General features: G+C 31.9%; 15 protein-coding genes. 9 read left to right on the top strand and 6 right to left on the bottom strand.

Annotation, left to right across the window (positions count from 1 at the left end):
* Positions 1-175: 175 nt before the first annotated feature.
* The 7 genes from ACXX80_RS10095 to ACXX80_RS10065 all read left to right on the top strand — a co-directional run bounded on the left by ACXX80_RS10095 (position 176) and on the right by ACXX80_RS10065 (position 5,579).
* Entirely contained in the window at positions 176-1,900 is a 1,725-nt protein-coding gene (locus ACXX80_RS10095; RefSeq protein ID WP_458553089.1) for a tetratricopeptide repeat-containing sensor histidine kinase, read from the top strand.
* An 11-nt stretch (positions 1,901-1,911) separates the two neighbouring features.
* Positions 1,912-2,580 carry a DNA-binding transcriptional response regulator gene (locus ACXX80_RS10090; RefSeq protein WP_458553088.1) on the top strand — a complete coding sequence of 223 codons (669 nt, stop codon included), beginning with the start codon at positions 1,912-1,914 and terminating at the stop codon, positions 2,578-2,580.
* 197 nt (positions 2,581-2,777) lie between these two features.
* Entirely contained in the window at positions 2,778-3,065 is a 288-nt protein-coding gene (locus ACXX80_RS10085) for a hypothetical protein (protein ID WP_315211723.1), read from the top strand.
* 185 nt (positions 3,066-3,250) lie between these two features.
* Positions 3,251-3,556, top strand: a complete 306-nt coding sequence (locus ACXX80_RS10080) for a hypothetical protein (RefSeq protein ID WP_458553087.1) — start codon at positions 3,251-3,253, stop codon at positions 3,554-3,556.
* An 18-nt stretch (positions 3,557-3,574) separates the two neighbouring features.
* The gene (locus tag ACXX80_RS10075; protein WP_458553086.1) at positions 3,575-3,853 is read left to right on the top strand and encodes a hypothetical protein; all 279 of its coding nucleotides are present in this window, start codon (positions 3,575-3,577) and stop codon (positions 3,851-3,853) included.
* Positions 3,854-4,158: 305 nt separating this feature from the next.
* On the top strand, positions 4,159-4,584 hold the full coding sequence (locus ACXX80_RS10070; RefSeq protein ID WP_458553085.1) for a hypothetical protein: 426 nt from the start codon (positions 4,159-4,161) through the stop codon (positions 4,582-4,584).
* A 191-nt stretch (positions 4,585-4,775) separates the two neighbouring features.
* Positions 4,776-5,579: an endonuclease/exonuclease/phosphatase family protein gene (locus tag ACXX80_RS10065; protein ID WP_458553084.1), complete on the top strand. Its 804-nt coding sequence runs from the start codon at positions 4,776-4,778 to the stop codon at positions 5,577-5,579.
* A 1-nt stretch (position 5,580) separates the two neighbouring features.
* Here the strand turns inward: ACXX80_RS10065 and ACXX80_RS10060 are convergent, their stop codons facing one another.
* Positions 5,581-6,423 (bottom strand): isoaspartyl peptidase/L-asparaginase, encoded by an 843-nt coding sequence (locus ACXX80_RS10060; protein ID WP_458553083.1) that lies wholly within the window; start codon positions 6,421-6,423, stop codon positions 5,581-5,583.
* A gap of 61 nt (positions 6,424-6,484) precedes the next feature.
* Positions 6,485-7,357 (bottom strand): cyanophycinase, encoded by an 873-nt coding sequence (locus ACXX80_RS10055; protein WP_458553082.1) that lies wholly within the window; start codon positions 7,355-7,357, stop codon positions 6,485-6,487.
* A gap of 260 nt (positions 7,358-7,617) precedes the next feature.
* On the opposite strand from ACXX80_RS10055, the gene cphA reads away from it, so the two are divergent.
* Positions 7,618-10,242: a cyanophycin synthetase gene (gene cphA, locus ACXX80_RS10050; protein ID WP_458553081.1), complete on the top strand. Its 2,625-nt coding sequence runs from the start codon at positions 7,618-7,620 to the stop codon at positions 10,240-10,242.
* 190 nt (positions 10,243-10,432) lie between these two features.
* Here cphA and ACXX80_RS10045 read toward each other — a convergent pair whose 3' ends face one another.
* Together ACXX80_RS10045 and ACXX80_RS10040 are read right to left on the bottom strand one after the other, a co-directional pair.
* Positions 10,433-11,344, bottom strand: a complete 912-nt coding sequence (locus tag ACXX80_RS10045) for a glutaminase (protein WP_458553080.1) — start codon at positions 11,342-11,344, stop codon at positions 10,433-10,435.
* 32 nt (positions 11,345-11,376) lie between these two features.
* Entirely contained in the window at positions 11,377-12,636 is a 1,260-nt protein-coding gene (locus tag ACXX80_RS10040; protein ID WP_417982734.1) for an asparagine synthetase B, read from the bottom strand.
* 348 nt (positions 12,637-12,984) lie between these two features.
* Here ACXX80_RS10040 and ACXX80_RS10035 point away from each other — a divergent pair, with 348 nt between their 5' ends.
* Positions 12,985-13,665 carry a DUF547 domain-containing protein gene (locus ACXX80_RS10035; protein ID WP_458553079.1) on the top strand — a complete coding sequence of 227 codons (681 nt, stop codon included), beginning with the start codon at positions 12,985-12,987 and terminating at the stop codon, positions 13,663-13,665.
* Positions 13,666-13,705: 40 nt separating this feature from the next.
* Here ACXX80_RS10035 and ACXX80_RS10030 read toward each other — a convergent pair whose 3' ends face one another.
* Positions 13,706-14,374, bottom strand: a complete 669-nt coding sequence (locus tag ACXX80_RS10030; protein WP_458553078.1) for a response regulator transcription factor — start codon at positions 14,372-14,374, stop codon at positions 13,706-13,708.
* A 3-nt stretch (positions 14,375-14,377) separates the two neighbouring features.
* Positions 14,378-15,169, bottom strand: a complete 792-nt coding sequence (locus tag ACXX80_RS10025; protein ID WP_458553077.1) for a sensor histidine kinase — start codon at positions 15,167-15,169, stop codon at positions 14,378-14,380.
* Positions 15,170-15,215 lie beyond the last annotated feature (46 nt).

The raw sequence follows: 15,215 nt of genomic DNA, 5'->3' as shown, positions 1-15,215 counted from the left end.
AATGATGAAATGGAAACAACTCCAAACAATAATGAACAACTAATAGCTGCAGATGTCCAGGCTAATGATATCGGTGGACAAAATGGGCAAACTCCCATTCCTCCTCCAAAACCATAATATAAATTGTTTGATTAGATCGTTTTCATATTCTAATTAAATTCTGTATTTTCGGGAAATGCTACAAAAAAAGTTACATTTCCCGATTATTATTCTTTTCCTGGCAATGTTTTTTGCGTTGTCCTCCTGTAAAAAGGAACAACCAAATAATAGCAAACCTAAAGCAAATCCCAATTTTTCTGCCTATTTTACTCTTGCAGAAAAACATCTGGTAAATCAAGAAAATGATAGTGCCTTTTATTATTACAACAAATCAAAATTAGCTTATAATTTAACAACGGATAGTGAAAAGTTAATTTATTCATTACTGAAAATGTCCATTATTCAACAAAATGAAGGCGATTATTCAAGTAGTGAAACTACGGCTACTGAAGCCATTTCTTTTTTTCAAAAAACCACAAATCCCTATTACAAGTGTGCTGTTTACAATATATTGGGGATCAATTATGAGAACCTATTGGACTTTGACAATGCTATTATTAACTACAACCTAGCTTATCAAGAAGCCACAGATGAATTACAAAAAGCAATTCTTCAAAACAATGTCGCAGTTGTATATATGGACATGCACGATTATCAGCGCGCCATACAAACCCTAATGCCTCTGACTCTAAAAAAAGAAATTCTTAATAACTCCGAAAACTATGCCCGAGTACTCGATAATTTAGGCTATTCCTATTATAAAATAGGTAATTCAAAAAGTCTTGACCATTTAAATCAATCTTTGAAAATAAGAAAACAGATAAAAGATGACTTTGGTATGATCTCGAGTTATATGCATCTTTCAGAATTTCATAAAAAAAACAAATCCAAGCTATCCAATGATTATGCCCATTTAGCCTATGAGAAAGCAACCAAAATAAACAGTGTTGATGATCGCTTAAAATCATTAGCATTATTAATAGAGAATAGCTCGGGAAATGAATCGAAAGAATTCTCAATATTACACCTGCGCATCAATGACAGCATAAATAAAGTCAGACAAAAGGCCAAAAATCAATTTGCCAAAATCAAATACGATTCCAAAAAAGAGAGAGAAGAGAATCAAAGTCTAAAAACGCAAAAGACCGAAAATGCACTTCTGTTAGAACAACAAAAAAACAGAAATTTAATATTATACTTAGCCGTTGGAATTATAATTATGATAAGTGTTTTTGTATATAATTATCTGCTAGCCAAAAATAAAAGAGAAAAAATAAAAACCTCTTACAATACTGAAACTCGAATTGCTAAGAAACTTCATGATGAGTTGGCGAACGATGTCTATCATACTATGGCTTTTGCGGAAACACAAGATTTATCAACCAGCCAGAATAAAGAAATATTACTTACTAATCTGGATACTATTTATTCCCGAACACGAAATATATCCCGTGAAAACAGCACAGTAGAAACAGGAGCATTATTTGTGTCTCATTTAAAAGAAATGATGTCTGGATTCAATACTGATAATGTGAATGTTTTAACCAATGGTATAGATTTGGTTGATTGGTTGGCTATAGAGAGTAACAAAAAAATCATCATTTATCGTGTGATTCAAGAATTGCTTATCAACATGAAAAAGCACAGTCAATGCAGTTTAGTTGTTCTGACTTTCAAACAAAATGAAAAAAAATTACAGATAGATTATACCGATAACGGAGTTGGAGCAACAATAAAACAATTAAATTCAAAAAATGGTCTTCAAAATGTGGAAAACCGTATTCAGGCTATAAAAGGAATAATTACTTTTGAAACTAAATCAAATAAAGGATTTAAAGTACAATTTATTATTCCAATATAATACTCCATTCTATGTTCCACAAAGTTTTAATAGCAGAAGATTTAGATAGTATTAGCATAGCAGTTGTTAAAGCTCTGGAAGAAGTTTCTATATTAGAAATTCACCATGCCAAATACTGTGATGATGCTTTTTTAAAAATAAAAAAAGCACTTCATGACAATCAGCCCTATGACTTATTAATTAGTGATTTATCATTTAAACCAGATCATAGAGAAAATAAGCTGAACTCCGGTGAAGAATTAATTGAGGCAGTAAAAAAAGTTCAACCCAACATCAAAACTATAGTATTCTCAATAGAAGACAAATCTTTTAGAATAAAATCATTATTCAATAACTTGGGAATTAATGCCTATGTATCTAAAGGAAGAGATAGTATTCCTGAACTAAAAAAATCGATTCAACACATATATAACAATGAGGAAATAAAACCATCAGCGGAAATATCTCATGCTTTAAGAGATAAATCACTTTTTGAAATTGAATCCTATGACATTTCACTTTTGAAATCATTGTCCAAAGGCTTAACTCTTGAGGATATTTCATCCGAATTTAAAGACTCCGGAATTATTCCAAATGGTAGCAGCAGTCTTGAAAAACGAATCAACAAATTAAAAATATATTTCAAAGCCAGTAATAATGTACATCTTATTGCTATTACCAAAGATTTAGGTTTAGTTTAAACTAATTTTTCCCTCTCTTATAAAAAAGGGCATGAAAAATAAATAAAAGTCATTTTAAGAAAAATAATAATTTCAAATCCTAGAAATTGAATCTATTATTTTTTTTTTTAAAATAATTTACCCCTTTTACGGTTTTCCGTAAAGAAATGGTTTCTAAAGATATTAGGTTTGACCAATAAAACTTTAAATCATACAAAATGGCAGATTTCACGAAAGAAGACTTAGCATTTACTGGATATTCACAAACAATAGATGCTAATGATTATCCTAAAACTATCGAAGTTATTGATAGGATTTATGTTGATAAAACAGAAGAGTTTGAAGTAATTCATTTCTGTAATCAGTTTCTAAAGAAATATAAAGTTCCTAAAACCAAAGCAAGTTTTCAAAAAGCAGAAAGCTTTTTACAACATCCCTCTTTGGAAAACGAAATCTACAGATCTCAATTATTAGACTGGATTGCAAGCAATTGGATAAAAATATAATAGTTTTTCATTTCAATGCACTAATTCCCAATTTTAGAATATTTAATAAGCTGCGAGAACCTATATAGTATTCTGGTATTTAATTTTTTAATGGTTTACGGATTCCCGTAACGAATTCTCTTTTATCAAAGTTACTTTTGATGTTTAAAAAAATTTAAGCCATTTTCAAAAAAACAATTTAGGTCATGAAGAAAAACGAAAATATATCCATTCAGAACGTACTAGAAAACAACAAAGAAGAAATAATACTTAATAAATGGGATAAAAAACTCAATGACTATAATAATTACGTCAAAGAATATCTCATACATTATAAAAAATCTCTTAAAGGCAATAGCATTTCATTATCAAAATATCCCTATTTGAAAGTAAAATCCGAGAGCTTGAGTAAAAAACTGAATAGAGGAATTGAGAAAGAGCTATTAACAAAAAAGCAACTTACAAAGGTTTTTAAAATTCGAGAAAAAATAGTGAATGCATGTTGTAATTAATATACTATTTAAGAATAAATGAAAAAAATCATAGTTGTAGGACTCTTGATATTTATAGCATCATTCGCTTATATTTCAAAAAAACAACCCGAAAAAAAAAGAGATCCACAAAATAAATATGATGTGAATGAAAAGCAACTAATGATCAATAGAAATAATCATTCATCATATAAATTTGATGAGCCAATAAATAACACCCTAAACATTTCTAATAAACAACTCCCAGTAAAACATTCTTCAAGACATCGAAAAGGAAAAATTGTCTACTCAAAAACTCATACTTTTGTTTTGGAATAAAACACTTTTTATTTTTTGTTTCAAATGAGGAAAACCGTAAAATAATATCTTTTTAAGCATGTAGTTTTGTTCCAATAAAAAAATAAACCAATGAAGTCATTAATTGTTTTAAAATCTAATCTATTATACGCCGCGCATATAACAATAATTCTTTTCGGTTCTCTATGCCTCATTTATTTAGTATATAAAATCTGGAAAAGGAGATAAAAAACATGTATCAAAACCACTGAAAAAAATCATGGGCAAGACATCATTCTATCGATTCTAAAATACAAAAAATTAATTAACAGATTAGGAATAAAAACATGATTAATAATGCTAAATTCGAGGAAATAACTATAGTTGAAAATGGAGTAATTTTGAAATATAAATCAAAAACAAATAAAGAAATATTATTTTCTGAATTAGATAAGATTTACATTACAAAAAATAAAATAAAACCAGTTTACACGCTTTTAATTAGTTTCTCAGCAATTTGTCTGGCACTATTTTCATATTTGTTTCTGAAAATTGACATAATCCCGCTTTTAGTTTTCTTGAGCATTATTGCAATTTTTTTTAAAATGAATAATTTTAAAAATTACGGTTTAATCATACGTTTAAAAAATAGTGAGACTTATGAAAAAAAGGCATCTACAAAATCAAGATATGAAACAATTAATCTTGTTAATTGTGTTCAAAAAGAGATTTACAATTATAAAACAAAAAAGAGTAATGAAACCGAACTTTAATTTTTAGTATGAATAGATACTTTAAAAAAGAACTTATTCTTAATTAAATGATTTAACTTTCGTTTCTAAATTGCTGTAAAAGATTACGCCTAAAAAGATCAAAACATTAAAAAACTCCCATTAACTATCCTAACTTTAAATTGCTTAGTTTACATAAAGGAGAAAGTAGCAATATTCGCTAATTAAAATTTATGAAACCCCTCTTTTCCCTGCTACTTTTTCTTATTTCAACCTTTTGTTTCTCACAAACTAAGCTCCTTTCTTGGAACATAGAAAATCTTGGAAAATCTAAATCAGACAAAACGATAAACTATATCGCTAATACACTTCGTGACTATGACATTATTGCTATTCAAGAAGTTATAGCTGGTTATGGTGGTGCTCAAGCAGTAGCCAGATTAGCGGATGAACTCAATCGCAAGGGAGCTAAATGGGATTATGTAATTAGTGACCCAACAAGCAGCAGTGCTTACAAAACGGAACGCTATGCGTTTATTTGGAAAACCAGCAAATTAAAAAAGATTGGTAACGCTTGGCTCGAAAAAAAATACCATCTAGAGATTGATCGAGAACCTTATTTTTGTACGTTCCAATATGAAAACAAGCAATTCACTGTCGTTAATTTTCATGCTATTACTAAAAATAGGCAACCTGAAACCGAAATTAAATATTTTAAATTTCTACCAGATGAATATCCCAACTTGAATTTAATATTTGCTGGAGATTTTAATTGTCCGCAATCTCACACAGTTTTTAATCCTTTAAAAAAAATGGGGTATCAATCGATTTTGGTTAATCAGAAAACCTCTTTGAAACAAGAATGCAAAAATGGTAAATGTCTAGCATCCGAATTTGACAATATGTACTATAAAACTTCAAAAATCAAAACTATAAATTCTGGAATTATTCCTTTTTATAAAAACTTTAATTCATTAAAAGAAGCCCGAATAATATCAGATCATATTCCTATTTGGTTTGAATTTTCTTTGAATTAAATTAGTCAAAAACTTCAAAATTATCTCCGTCAAAACTAGCAAAAACCATACTGGGATGCGAGTCCTGATGAAACATATTTCCTTTATTATCGATAGCAATTGCGCCTGCAAAACCATCATAAGGTTTTAGCTCGTTGAACGTTTTAGTAAAGGCTTCTGGCAATGTAAAACCATCAGTAACACGAGTCACAATTTTTGTAGCGGTGCCATTACTTACAATGTCCTCACCTACTCCTGTTAAACTCACACCGCAAAAAGCATTGGCATAATTACCCGCTACAGTAGCCGAATCTGAAATGCGTCCGGGAATTTCAAATCCTTTTCCTCCTGTGGAAGTCGCTACAGCAATTTTTCCATTTGTATCTAAAGCTACGCAACCCACAGTTCCGGTTCCTATAGATTTTAGCTTTGCTTCATATTCCGCTCGACGTTGTGGAATCTCAGTTGAAAAAGCTTCAAAACCATTCTCTCTTGCAAAATTAGTCGCTCCACTTCCTCCTAAAACCCTATCGTCATACTGCATCAATATTTGAGCCACCTGAACCGGATTTTTCACTTCTTCTATATTGATAACACCGCTCATTTTCTGGTTTTCACCATCCATAACTGCAGCGCTCATTCTGATTTTTCCGTCACTTTGAATTTGGGAACCTATTCCCGCATTAAACAATTCATCATCTTCCAAAAGTGAAACTGCATAAACAACCGTTTCCAATGCAGAATGTGTTTTTAAAAAATCATACGCATCTTTTACAATTCGCTCTAATGCATTTTGTTTAGCAACTTTTGTTTCGTGATTGGTGGATGATTCCGAAAAAAAACCTCCGTGTATGATTAGTTTCATAATGTATGGGGTGCAGATTCTAGATTTAGACAGTTCTCTAAATACTAAATTGCTATCTTATTTATACGTAGTGTGACGATTGAATATGCATTTTATGTGTTTCAAGATTATAAGTATCGAATTTACTCATAACATGTGTTACCAAATGTGAGATTGATATTGGTTGGCCTAATTCTACTTTCGTCAAATTAGTGTCTTTTATTTCACGACCATCAACCAAAATAACCAACCCGGAACCTATGGCTTCCATTTGGGTATTATTGGTAATCAACAAACCCGTATCTTCACCAAGTCCTATTCCCAGTACTCTAGGATTACCTACAACAGCTTGAAAAAGTCTGCCAATTCGCCCGCGCTGTACAAAATGGGTATCGATAATAACTCCATCAATTAAACCTAATCCACTTGAAATTTTTACTTCACCTTTCAATAAAGCTTCGGAGCTACTGCCTTGATAAATCATAGTATTAGATGCCGCTGCTGCTCCTGCTGAAGTTCCGGCATAAATAAATTCTTCATTATGGTATTTATCCAATAAAATATCATGAAATAGTGTTCCTCCAAGAATGGAAGTCAATCGCAATTGATCGCCTCCGGTAAACATAACAATATCCGCTGCTTTTAATCGGGCCAAAACTTCTTCATCTGCAGCTTGTTCCCGTCTTTCAATAGTAAGTATATCTACATTTTTAGCATTCAAATATTCAAAAGCCTTAACATATTCAGGGCCTATTTCGCGTGGAATGATTGAAGCGGTTGTAATGACTTCGATTCGTGAATTTTCTTTGTGTTTTGATTCGTTTAGTATCCTTTTTAAAATGCCAGTTTCAAAAAAGTTTAAATTGCTAGTTGCATTTTTATCCAAATCGGTTTCAGTAAAACTTCCTTTATCTACAGCACCTCCTATTATTATTAGTTTTCCTAGTATATTCATTTGGCAAAAATAACCAAAAAGATAAAAGGAGCTATTGAACTATGCTTTTTTTTTTAATTATCACAAACTCAATATTAATTGTTTATTTTTAAGAAAATAAATTTTGATTCCTTTTTATAAAAAGCTACTTTTAATTTAGTTCTATGCATTTTCAAAAACAAAAACACATTATCGTCTTCTTTTAAAAAGAAACAGACCATATTAATTTTAAAACAAACCATTACCTATTAATCCTATTCCAAAAAATAATACCCCTTTTTATGAAAATAATCAAAGTACAAGCCCTACGCGGTCCCAATATATGGAGCATACAAAGAAAAAAATTAATCCAAATGCGATTGGATTTGGAAGAAATGGAACAGTTTCCAACTAATAAAATTGAAGGATTTAAAGAACGTATTGAAGCTATGTTTCCTACGATGATTGAACATCGTTGTTCTGAAGGCTGTCGCGGTGGATTTTTTTCCAGAGTAGAACGTGGTACCTGGATGGGCCATGTGATTGAACATATTGCTCTTGAAATTCAGTCTTTAGCAGGCATGGAAACTGGATTTGGAAGAACTCGAGAAACTAAAACTCCTGGAACTTATAATGTCGTCTTTAGTTATACCGAAGAAAATGTGGGTCTTTTTGCAGCAGAATCTTCTGTTGCCATTGCAGAAGCTTTAATTGCCGGAACAGATTATGATTTAAATGCCGACTTACAGAAAATGCGGGAAATACGTGAACGTGTACGACTTGGACCAAGTACCGGAAGTATTGTAGAAGAAGCCGTTTCCAGAAATATTCCCTGGATAAGATTAGGAACTAATTCTTTGGTTCAATTAGGATATGGAATCAATCAAATGCGTTTTCAGGCAACAATCACTTGCAAAACAAGCAGTATTGCGGTTGATATTGCTTGCAATAAAGAGCTTACAAAAAAAATGTTGGATATGGCATCAATTCCTGTTGCCAGCGGAAGTATTTGTGTAGACGAAGACGATTTGGCAGAGACCATAAAAAAAATTGGCTATCCTATCGTGTTAAAACCATTGGATGGAAATCACGGAAAAGGTGCTTCAATCAATGTTACTAATTGGGAAGATGCCGTTTCAGGCTTGGCTTTCGCCAAAGAATACAGCAAACGAATCATTGTAGAAAAATTTATTACCGGATTCGACTTTAGAATATTGGTAATTGATAATAAATTAGTTGCTGCTGCAAAACGAGTTCCTGCACATGTAATTGGAAACGGAAAAGATACTATTCAAGAATTAATTGAAACAACAAATCTAGATCCAAGAAGAGGATATGGCCATGAAAATGTGCTAACTCAAATTGATGTCGATAGAGATACTGAAGATCTATTAGAAAAACTAGGCTACACATTAGAAACAATCCCTAAAATTGGTGAAATTGTATTCCTAAAATCTACTGCAAACTTAAGCACTGGTGGAACTTCTGTGGATGTAACTGATATGATGCACCCAGAAAACATCTTTCTTGCCGAAAGAATTTCAAGAGTAATTGGACTCGATGTGTGTGGAGTTGATATCATGGCCGAGAATTTAACACAACCGTTAAAAGAAAATGGTGGTGTAATTCTGGAAGTCAATGCGGCTCCAGGGTTTAGAATGCACCTTGCTCCTTCCGAAGGATTGCCAAGAAATGTCGCCTCGCCAGTAATTGACATGTTGTATCCTCCGGGGAAATCGTGTCGCATTCCTATAATTGCAGTTACAGGAACCAATGGAAAAACGACTACCACCCGACTTTTGGCTCATATTGTAAAAAATAATGGATTCAAAGTAGGATTCACTACATCAGATGGGATTTATATTCAAAATCACATGATGGAAAAAGGCGATACAACCGGACCACTAAGTGCAGAATATGTTTTGAGAGATCCAACGGTAGAATTTGCTGTTCTGGAAACTGCTCGTGGAGGAATCCTTCGTTCAGGTTTAGGTTTTAGCCTTTGTGATATTGGAATCATTACCAATATTCAGGAAGATCATCTAGGTTTAAGTGACATTCACACTTTAGACGATTTGGCCAGAGTAAAAGCTACGGTTGTCAAAAGCATCAAGAAAAATGGTTGGGCAGTTTTGAATGGAGATGACGAACATTGTGTAAAAATAGGCAAAGATTTGAATTGCAATGTCGCTTATTTTAGTTTAAGCGAAGACAGTGATTTTATCAAAAAACTTTGTGCCGAAGGAAAAACAGTTGCCGTATATGAAAACGGATACATTACCATCAAAAAAGGAGAATGGAAAATCCGTATCGAACGTGCCACTCATGTCCCACTAACATTAGGCGGGAAAGCAAAATTCATGATTGCTAATGTGCTTGCTGCCACTTTAGCAAGTTATTTATGGGGATTTAAAACCGAAGATATCAGCTTGTCATTACAAACTTTCATTCCAAGTGCCGCCCAAACACCAGGCCGTATGAACATTTTTGAGTTTAAAAAATTCAAAGTATTGATTGACTTTGCACACAATGCTTCCGGTTATAAAGGTGTCGAAGAATATTTACAAAGTGTTGAGGCTACTAAAAAAATTGGAATTATTGCCGGTGTTGGAGACCGTCGCGACGAAGATATCAAAGATTGTGCAACTATTGCTGCCCGAATGTTTGACCATATTATCATTCGACAAGAAAAATACCTAAGAGGAAGAACCGAAGATGAAATTATTAATTTAATTCTCGAAGGAATCAAAAATTCTGAAAAAATGGTAACTTATGAGATTATCCCTAAAGAAACTGAAGCTATTAGACATGCCATAAATTGTGCCGAAGAAGGAAGTTTCATCACCGCATTAAGCGACGTTGTTACTAATGCCATCGATATTGTACAAGAATATTTAGACAAAGAAAATGAACATGGTATCGTTTAATTTTTTTCAATAAATGACAAAAGCTACTGTAACAAGTAGCTTTTTTTTAGATAAATGATAACTGCATTTTATTACATTATAAATATTCAGGAGCTATTTCCTGCTTTCGCCTTTATCTTTGTTCGTTCCTCTCCAAAGGATATCGGCTTTATCAGGGCTATAAACCATACCGTTTTAAACAACTATATTTTTAGAAAATTGACATTTCCGTTTTAGTAGTCAATAATTCCAAAGCATTCATCCCTAACTCTGAATTTCCTTTTTCATTAAGTCGAGGACTCCAAGTGGCAACTACAAAATTCTTAGGGTACAAAGCCGCAATTCCTCCTCCAATTCCGCTTTTACCCGGCAATCCCACTTTATAAGTAAACTCGCCTGACTCGTCATAAAAGCCACATGTTTGCATCAAAGCATTGAGTCTCTTTACCTGACTTTTCGTTAAAATTGGTATTCCAGCTTTAGTTTTTCCTTCATTGGCAAGAAAGAAAAAGGAATGGGCTAATTCTTTACATGTCATTTCTATAGAACACTGATTAAAATAAAAATCCAGCACTTCGTCAACATCGTTATTTATATTTCCAAAAGATTTTAAAAAATTAGCTAAAGCAGCATTCCTGAAACGAGTATCTTTTTCAGATTGCGCTACTTTTAAATTATACTCAATTGCAGAACTCCCAGAAATCATTCTTATAAAATCCAGAAAATCTTGTTTTGGGTTTTCTAAATGAGTTACAAGCATATCAGCAATAACAATTGCTCCTGCATTGATAAAAGGATTTCGGGGAATTCCTTTTTCATATTCTAATTGTACTAAGGAATTAAAAGCACTTCCTGATGGCTCGACTCCTACTCGTTCCCATATTTTTTCATCCAAAAAAGAAAATGCTAATGCAACAGTCAGTGCTTTAGAAATACTTTGAATAGAAAATTTCTCCCCACTATCACCTATTGCAAAGTCCTCGCCGGAAATTGTCGTTAAATGTATTCCAAATTTATCAGGATTTACCTTAGCTAATTCGGGAATGGAAGAAGTAACCTTCCCTAATGTTGTAAGTTTTTCAGATTCATTATATATTTCTTGTAAAATAACTTTGTAATTCATGTAAAGAATTTGATATATTTAAAATGATACGATTACGTTTTCAGTTTTTTCTTTCTAGCTGCAGGAAATAATACATTATTCAAAATCAGACGATATCCTGGCGAATTAGGATGCAAATCCAGAACCGTTGGTGGATCCCCTACTTGGTGCTGAAAATCTTCTGGGTCATGACCTCCATAAAACGTGAACATTCCCTTCCCTTTTTGACCATGAATGTAACGTGCTTCACCATTGACCTCACAAGTGCCCATCACCAAAATATTCGATTTAATTAAAGGAATATCAAATGCGGTGGTTTGTCCCATGAATCCTTTTACTAATTGCGTATGATTTTGACAAAGCATACTAGGAATTGGATCCCATTTTGCCGAAAATTCCATTAATGTAAAATAATCTTTCTCCATAGGAACTCTTCGTTTTGAAGTCATATCAATATCTGAAAATTCATATTGTTCCGGTCTTCTTTCTAAAGTAAAATCTTTGAAAGCAAATGAATTGGTGTAATTCATTTTTGATTGGTAATTTCCTTCACTCGGGTCCCCATCAAACATTGCTTCACAAATATCAACACCATCTGCAGCCAAAGCAATATCAAAACTATCCGTTGCAGAACACATGGCAAACATAAATCCTCCACCTATGACAAAATCCCTAATTTTCTTAGCAACTGCTCCTTTTTCTTGAGATACTTTAGGAAATCCTAATTTATTTGCCAGTGTCTCAGCATCTTTCTTTTGCTCGATATACCAAGGTGCATTTTTGTAAGCTCCATAAAATTTGCCATATTGCCCCGTAAAATCCTCATGATGCAAGTGCAACCAATCATACAATAACAATTGTTCACTTAAAACTTCTTCATCATAAATTGGTGTAAAAGGAATTTCGGCATAAGTCAATACCATAGTCACCGCATCATCCCAAGGTTGTTTCCCTTTTGGGGTATAAACAGCAATTTTTGGTGCTTTTTCCAGTACAACTGATTCCATATTTTGGGAAGGACTGGATATTTCGTTCAAGATTGCCAATTGATCTCCATCTGAAATAACCTCAAAACTCACTCCTCTAATTTGGCATTCTTTGCGAATTTCTTCAGCATCAGGCAATAAAAAAGAACCTCCACGATAGTTAAGTAACCAACTGGCTTTATAATTTTTATCTAAGCACCAATAGGTGATTCCGTATGCTTTAAGATGATTCTGTTGGCTCGTTTCATCCATTGGCAACAAAATAAAAGAAGCTTTTGCCGTAATTGTCAGCAAAAAAATAAGAATATATAGAAATGGCTTCGACATCGATTTTTAATTTTTATACCTCAAAGATAGAAAGTAAGCAATTCAAATACATGAAATTTAACTATTAAATCGATTCCTAAAATAAGTTTAGAGGTAAAACACGTAAAAACACTCATAGCCAAACAATTTCCTATTCCTAAATTCGCAGATATCCATAAATCAATGAAGATGATAAATTTAATAATGAATTCAACTAAAAAAAACAAACCTGTCAGTATTAAGAATCTTATGACAAATGTTGTAATAGTCATATTAATAATACTCATCATTACTTTCTATGTCTTGTGTTACCAGTTTATTTTCAATTAACATACATTTTAAGTACTATAAATACAATACTCCTTTATTGTGAAAAACTATTACACAACTTTATCAGAAGAAATTCTTTCTGTTGCAAAATCAGGGAAAGATACTGTCACCTTAAGGAGACAACTTTTTTATATCAGACAAGCTAAACTTGAAAAAAGTTTAAACACGGATGATTTGAAAAAGACTTTTTGGATAAATATTTACAATGCTTTTTACCTTATCAATTTAAAAGAAAAAAAACTAGGAAAAGAAATTTTCAATCTGAAAAGAATCAAAATTGCACGTGCAGTATTTTCATTAAATGACATTGAACACGGTATTTTAAGGAAGTATAAATTTAGAATTGGTTATGGATATATTACGAATCCATTCTACTCTGATTTTATAAAAAAATTAGCGGTAAGCAAAGTCGACTACAGAATCCATTTTGCATTAAGAAGCCTTGAATTGGAGAAAAACACTATTGACTTTTTCAATTGTGAAGAAATAGAAAAACAACTTACTGAAGTTACCAACGATTTTATTCGTTTGGAAACTGAATTTGACCACGAGTCAAAAACAATTAGAGTTTCCGCTTTTTTATTGTCTTATTTAAGGGATTTTAGAGGCAAAAAAAACGTAAAAAATTTATTGGAAACAATTTTTGAAAGAGATTTAAAGGAATATAAACTCCGATTTAAAACCTACAAAAGAACAGAAAAATTACTCCAGGTTTCTTAACGTAAACATTCAAAAAAAAAATCAATTAATTTGAATAATATTAATCGTTCAGCAATATAAATTCATTCTGAACGGCATAAACCACTAAACCTGCAATATTTCTGGATTCGGTTTTCAACAACAAATTATTTCTATGCCCTTCTACTGTTCTTGGACTTATAAAAAGCAGTTCTGCAATTTCCAACGTACTTTTTTGGTTACAAATCAGTTTAAGCACTTCAATCTCACGTGGACTAAGAAAGTTGTTGTCAAAATTACTCTTGGTCTTTTTATTTGTCAATACATCGGCCTGAATGATTTTCATAACATAATCCGTATAATAAAATCCCTTTGAGGCGACTTCATTTATTGTTGTCAATAATTCTTGTGGTGTTGTATTTTTTATTAAATACGAAACAGCTCCTACATCAATCATATTAGCAACAAAAGTTTTTGAATCATAACTGGTCAGGGCAATAATTTTGATTTCAGGAAATTCTTTTCGAATAATCTTAGTTGCCTCAACTCCATTTATTATTGGCATTTTCAAATCCATGATAATAATATCTGGATGACTATTTTTATTGTTTTGAAGGAAAGAAATTAGTTCATCTCCATTAGAAGCTTCAAAAACAATCTCAATATTTGGTTCGCGATCCAATAAAAAAGAGATACCTTTTCTAAAAAGAATCTCATCATCGACTAATATTATTTGTATAGTTTTGCTCATTTTTTAAAAATTAAAAACTACTGAAATTCCTTTATTTATTGCTGAATCCAAGGTCATCTTACCGTTTAAAAAAGCAATTCTACTTTCTATATTTTTCATCCCCAGACCTTTCTGATTTTCATTATTTTTTATTTCAAAACCAATCCCGTCATCCGTATAAAAACACCAATGCATTTCATTCTTTTTTTCAAAAATAATCGAGATCATAGATGCTTTTCCATGACGCAACGAATTATTCATCAGCTCTTGTAAAATTCTAAATACATGCAAATGTTTATCATTGTCTATAATATCAAATACAGTTTTATTTTCATAATTTACCTTTACGGCTTTGGAACTACTGAATTCCAAACACAATTCCTCTACACCTGCATGAAGTCCAAATTTATCTAAAACGGGAGGCAATAAACCATGTGCAATTTTCCTTGAATTATCTAGTGCTTTGGCCGTAAGATTAATAATGTTGTTCGTAATTTCTACTACCTCAGTCTCGGTTAAATTAGGCGTGGTAAGCAAATGACTGTTTAAAGAAACTATATTGAGTTTAGAACTAATATCGTCATGCAAATCTTGTGCAATACGCTTGCGTTCCTCTTCCTGAGTAATAATTACAGAGCTTAAAAGTTCTTTTTGATACTGGATTTCTAAATCCTTTTTTTCAAATTCCTTTTGAATAATTTTCTTTCTCGAAAAATAAAAAAACAATATTAAAACCAATCCCATCAGAAGGAAAGCGATAAAACTATACACTATGATTTCAATTATTTCACTTTCCTGCAGTGTATTGACTTTCATAAAATTGTTTTAAATTCTCTTTTTTTAGAAAAACTTTTTTTCCATT

The organism is Flavobacterium sp. GNP002 (genome assembly GCF_054343795.1).
This window is presented reverse-complemented; position numbering and strand designations above follow the sequence as displayed.

Bases quoted from the DNA above. Each gene is read 5' to 3' on its own strand.
- ACXX80_RS10090 (WP_458553088.1), top strand. From the start codon at position 1,912: ATGTTCCACAAAGTTTTAATAGCAGAAGATTTAGATAGTATTAGCATA.
- ACXX80_RS10045 (WP_458553080.1), bottom strand. From the start codon at position 11,344: ATGAATTACAAAGTTATTTTACAAGAAATATATAATGAATCTGAAAAA.
- ACXX80_RS10085 (WP_315211723.1), top strand. From the start codon at position 2,778: ATGGCAGATTTCACGAAAGAAGACTTAGCATTTACTGGATATTCACAA.
- ACXX80_RS10065 (WP_458553084.1), top strand. From the start codon at position 4,776: ATGAAACCCCTCTTTTCCCTGCTACTTTTTCTTATTTCAACCTTTTGT.
- ACXX80_RS10075 (WP_458553086.1), top strand. From the start codon at position 3,575: ATGAAAAAAATCATAGTTGTAGGACTCTTGATATTTATAGCATCATTC.
- ACXX80_RS10080 (WP_458553087.1), top strand. From the start codon at position 3,251: ATGAAGAAAAACGAAAATATATCCATTCAGAACGTACTAGAAAACAAC.
- ACXX80_RS10070 (WP_458553085.1), top strand. From the start codon at position 4,159: ATGATTAATAATGCTAAATTCGAGGAAATAACTATAGTTGAAAATGGA.
- ACXX80_RS10025 (WP_458553077.1), bottom strand. From the start codon at position 15,169: ATGAAAGTCAATACACTGCAGGAAAGTGAAATAATTGAAATCATAGTG.
- ACXX80_RS10060 (WP_458553083.1), bottom strand. From the start codon at position 6,423: ATGAAACTAATCATACACGGAGGTTTTTTTTCGGAATCATCCACCAAT.
- ACXX80_RS10055 (WP_458553082.1), bottom strand. From the start codon at position 7,357: ATGAATATACTAGGAAAACTAATAATAATAGGAGGTGCTGTAGATAAA.
- ACXX80_RS10040 (WP_417982734.1), bottom strand. From the start codon at position 12,636: ATGTCGAAGCCATTTCTATATATTCTTATTTTTTTGCTGACAATTACG.
- ACXX80_RS10095 (WP_458553089.1), top strand. From the start codon at position 176: ATGCTACAAAAAAAGTTACATTTCCCGATTATTATTCTTTTCCTGGCA.
- cphA (WP_458553081.1), top strand. From the start codon at position 7,618: ATGAAAATAATCAAAGTACAAGCCCTACGCGGTCCCAATATATGGAGC.
- ACXX80_RS10030 (WP_458553078.1), bottom strand. From the start codon at position 14,374: ATGAGCAAAACTATACAAATAATATTAGTCGATGATGAGATTCTTTTT.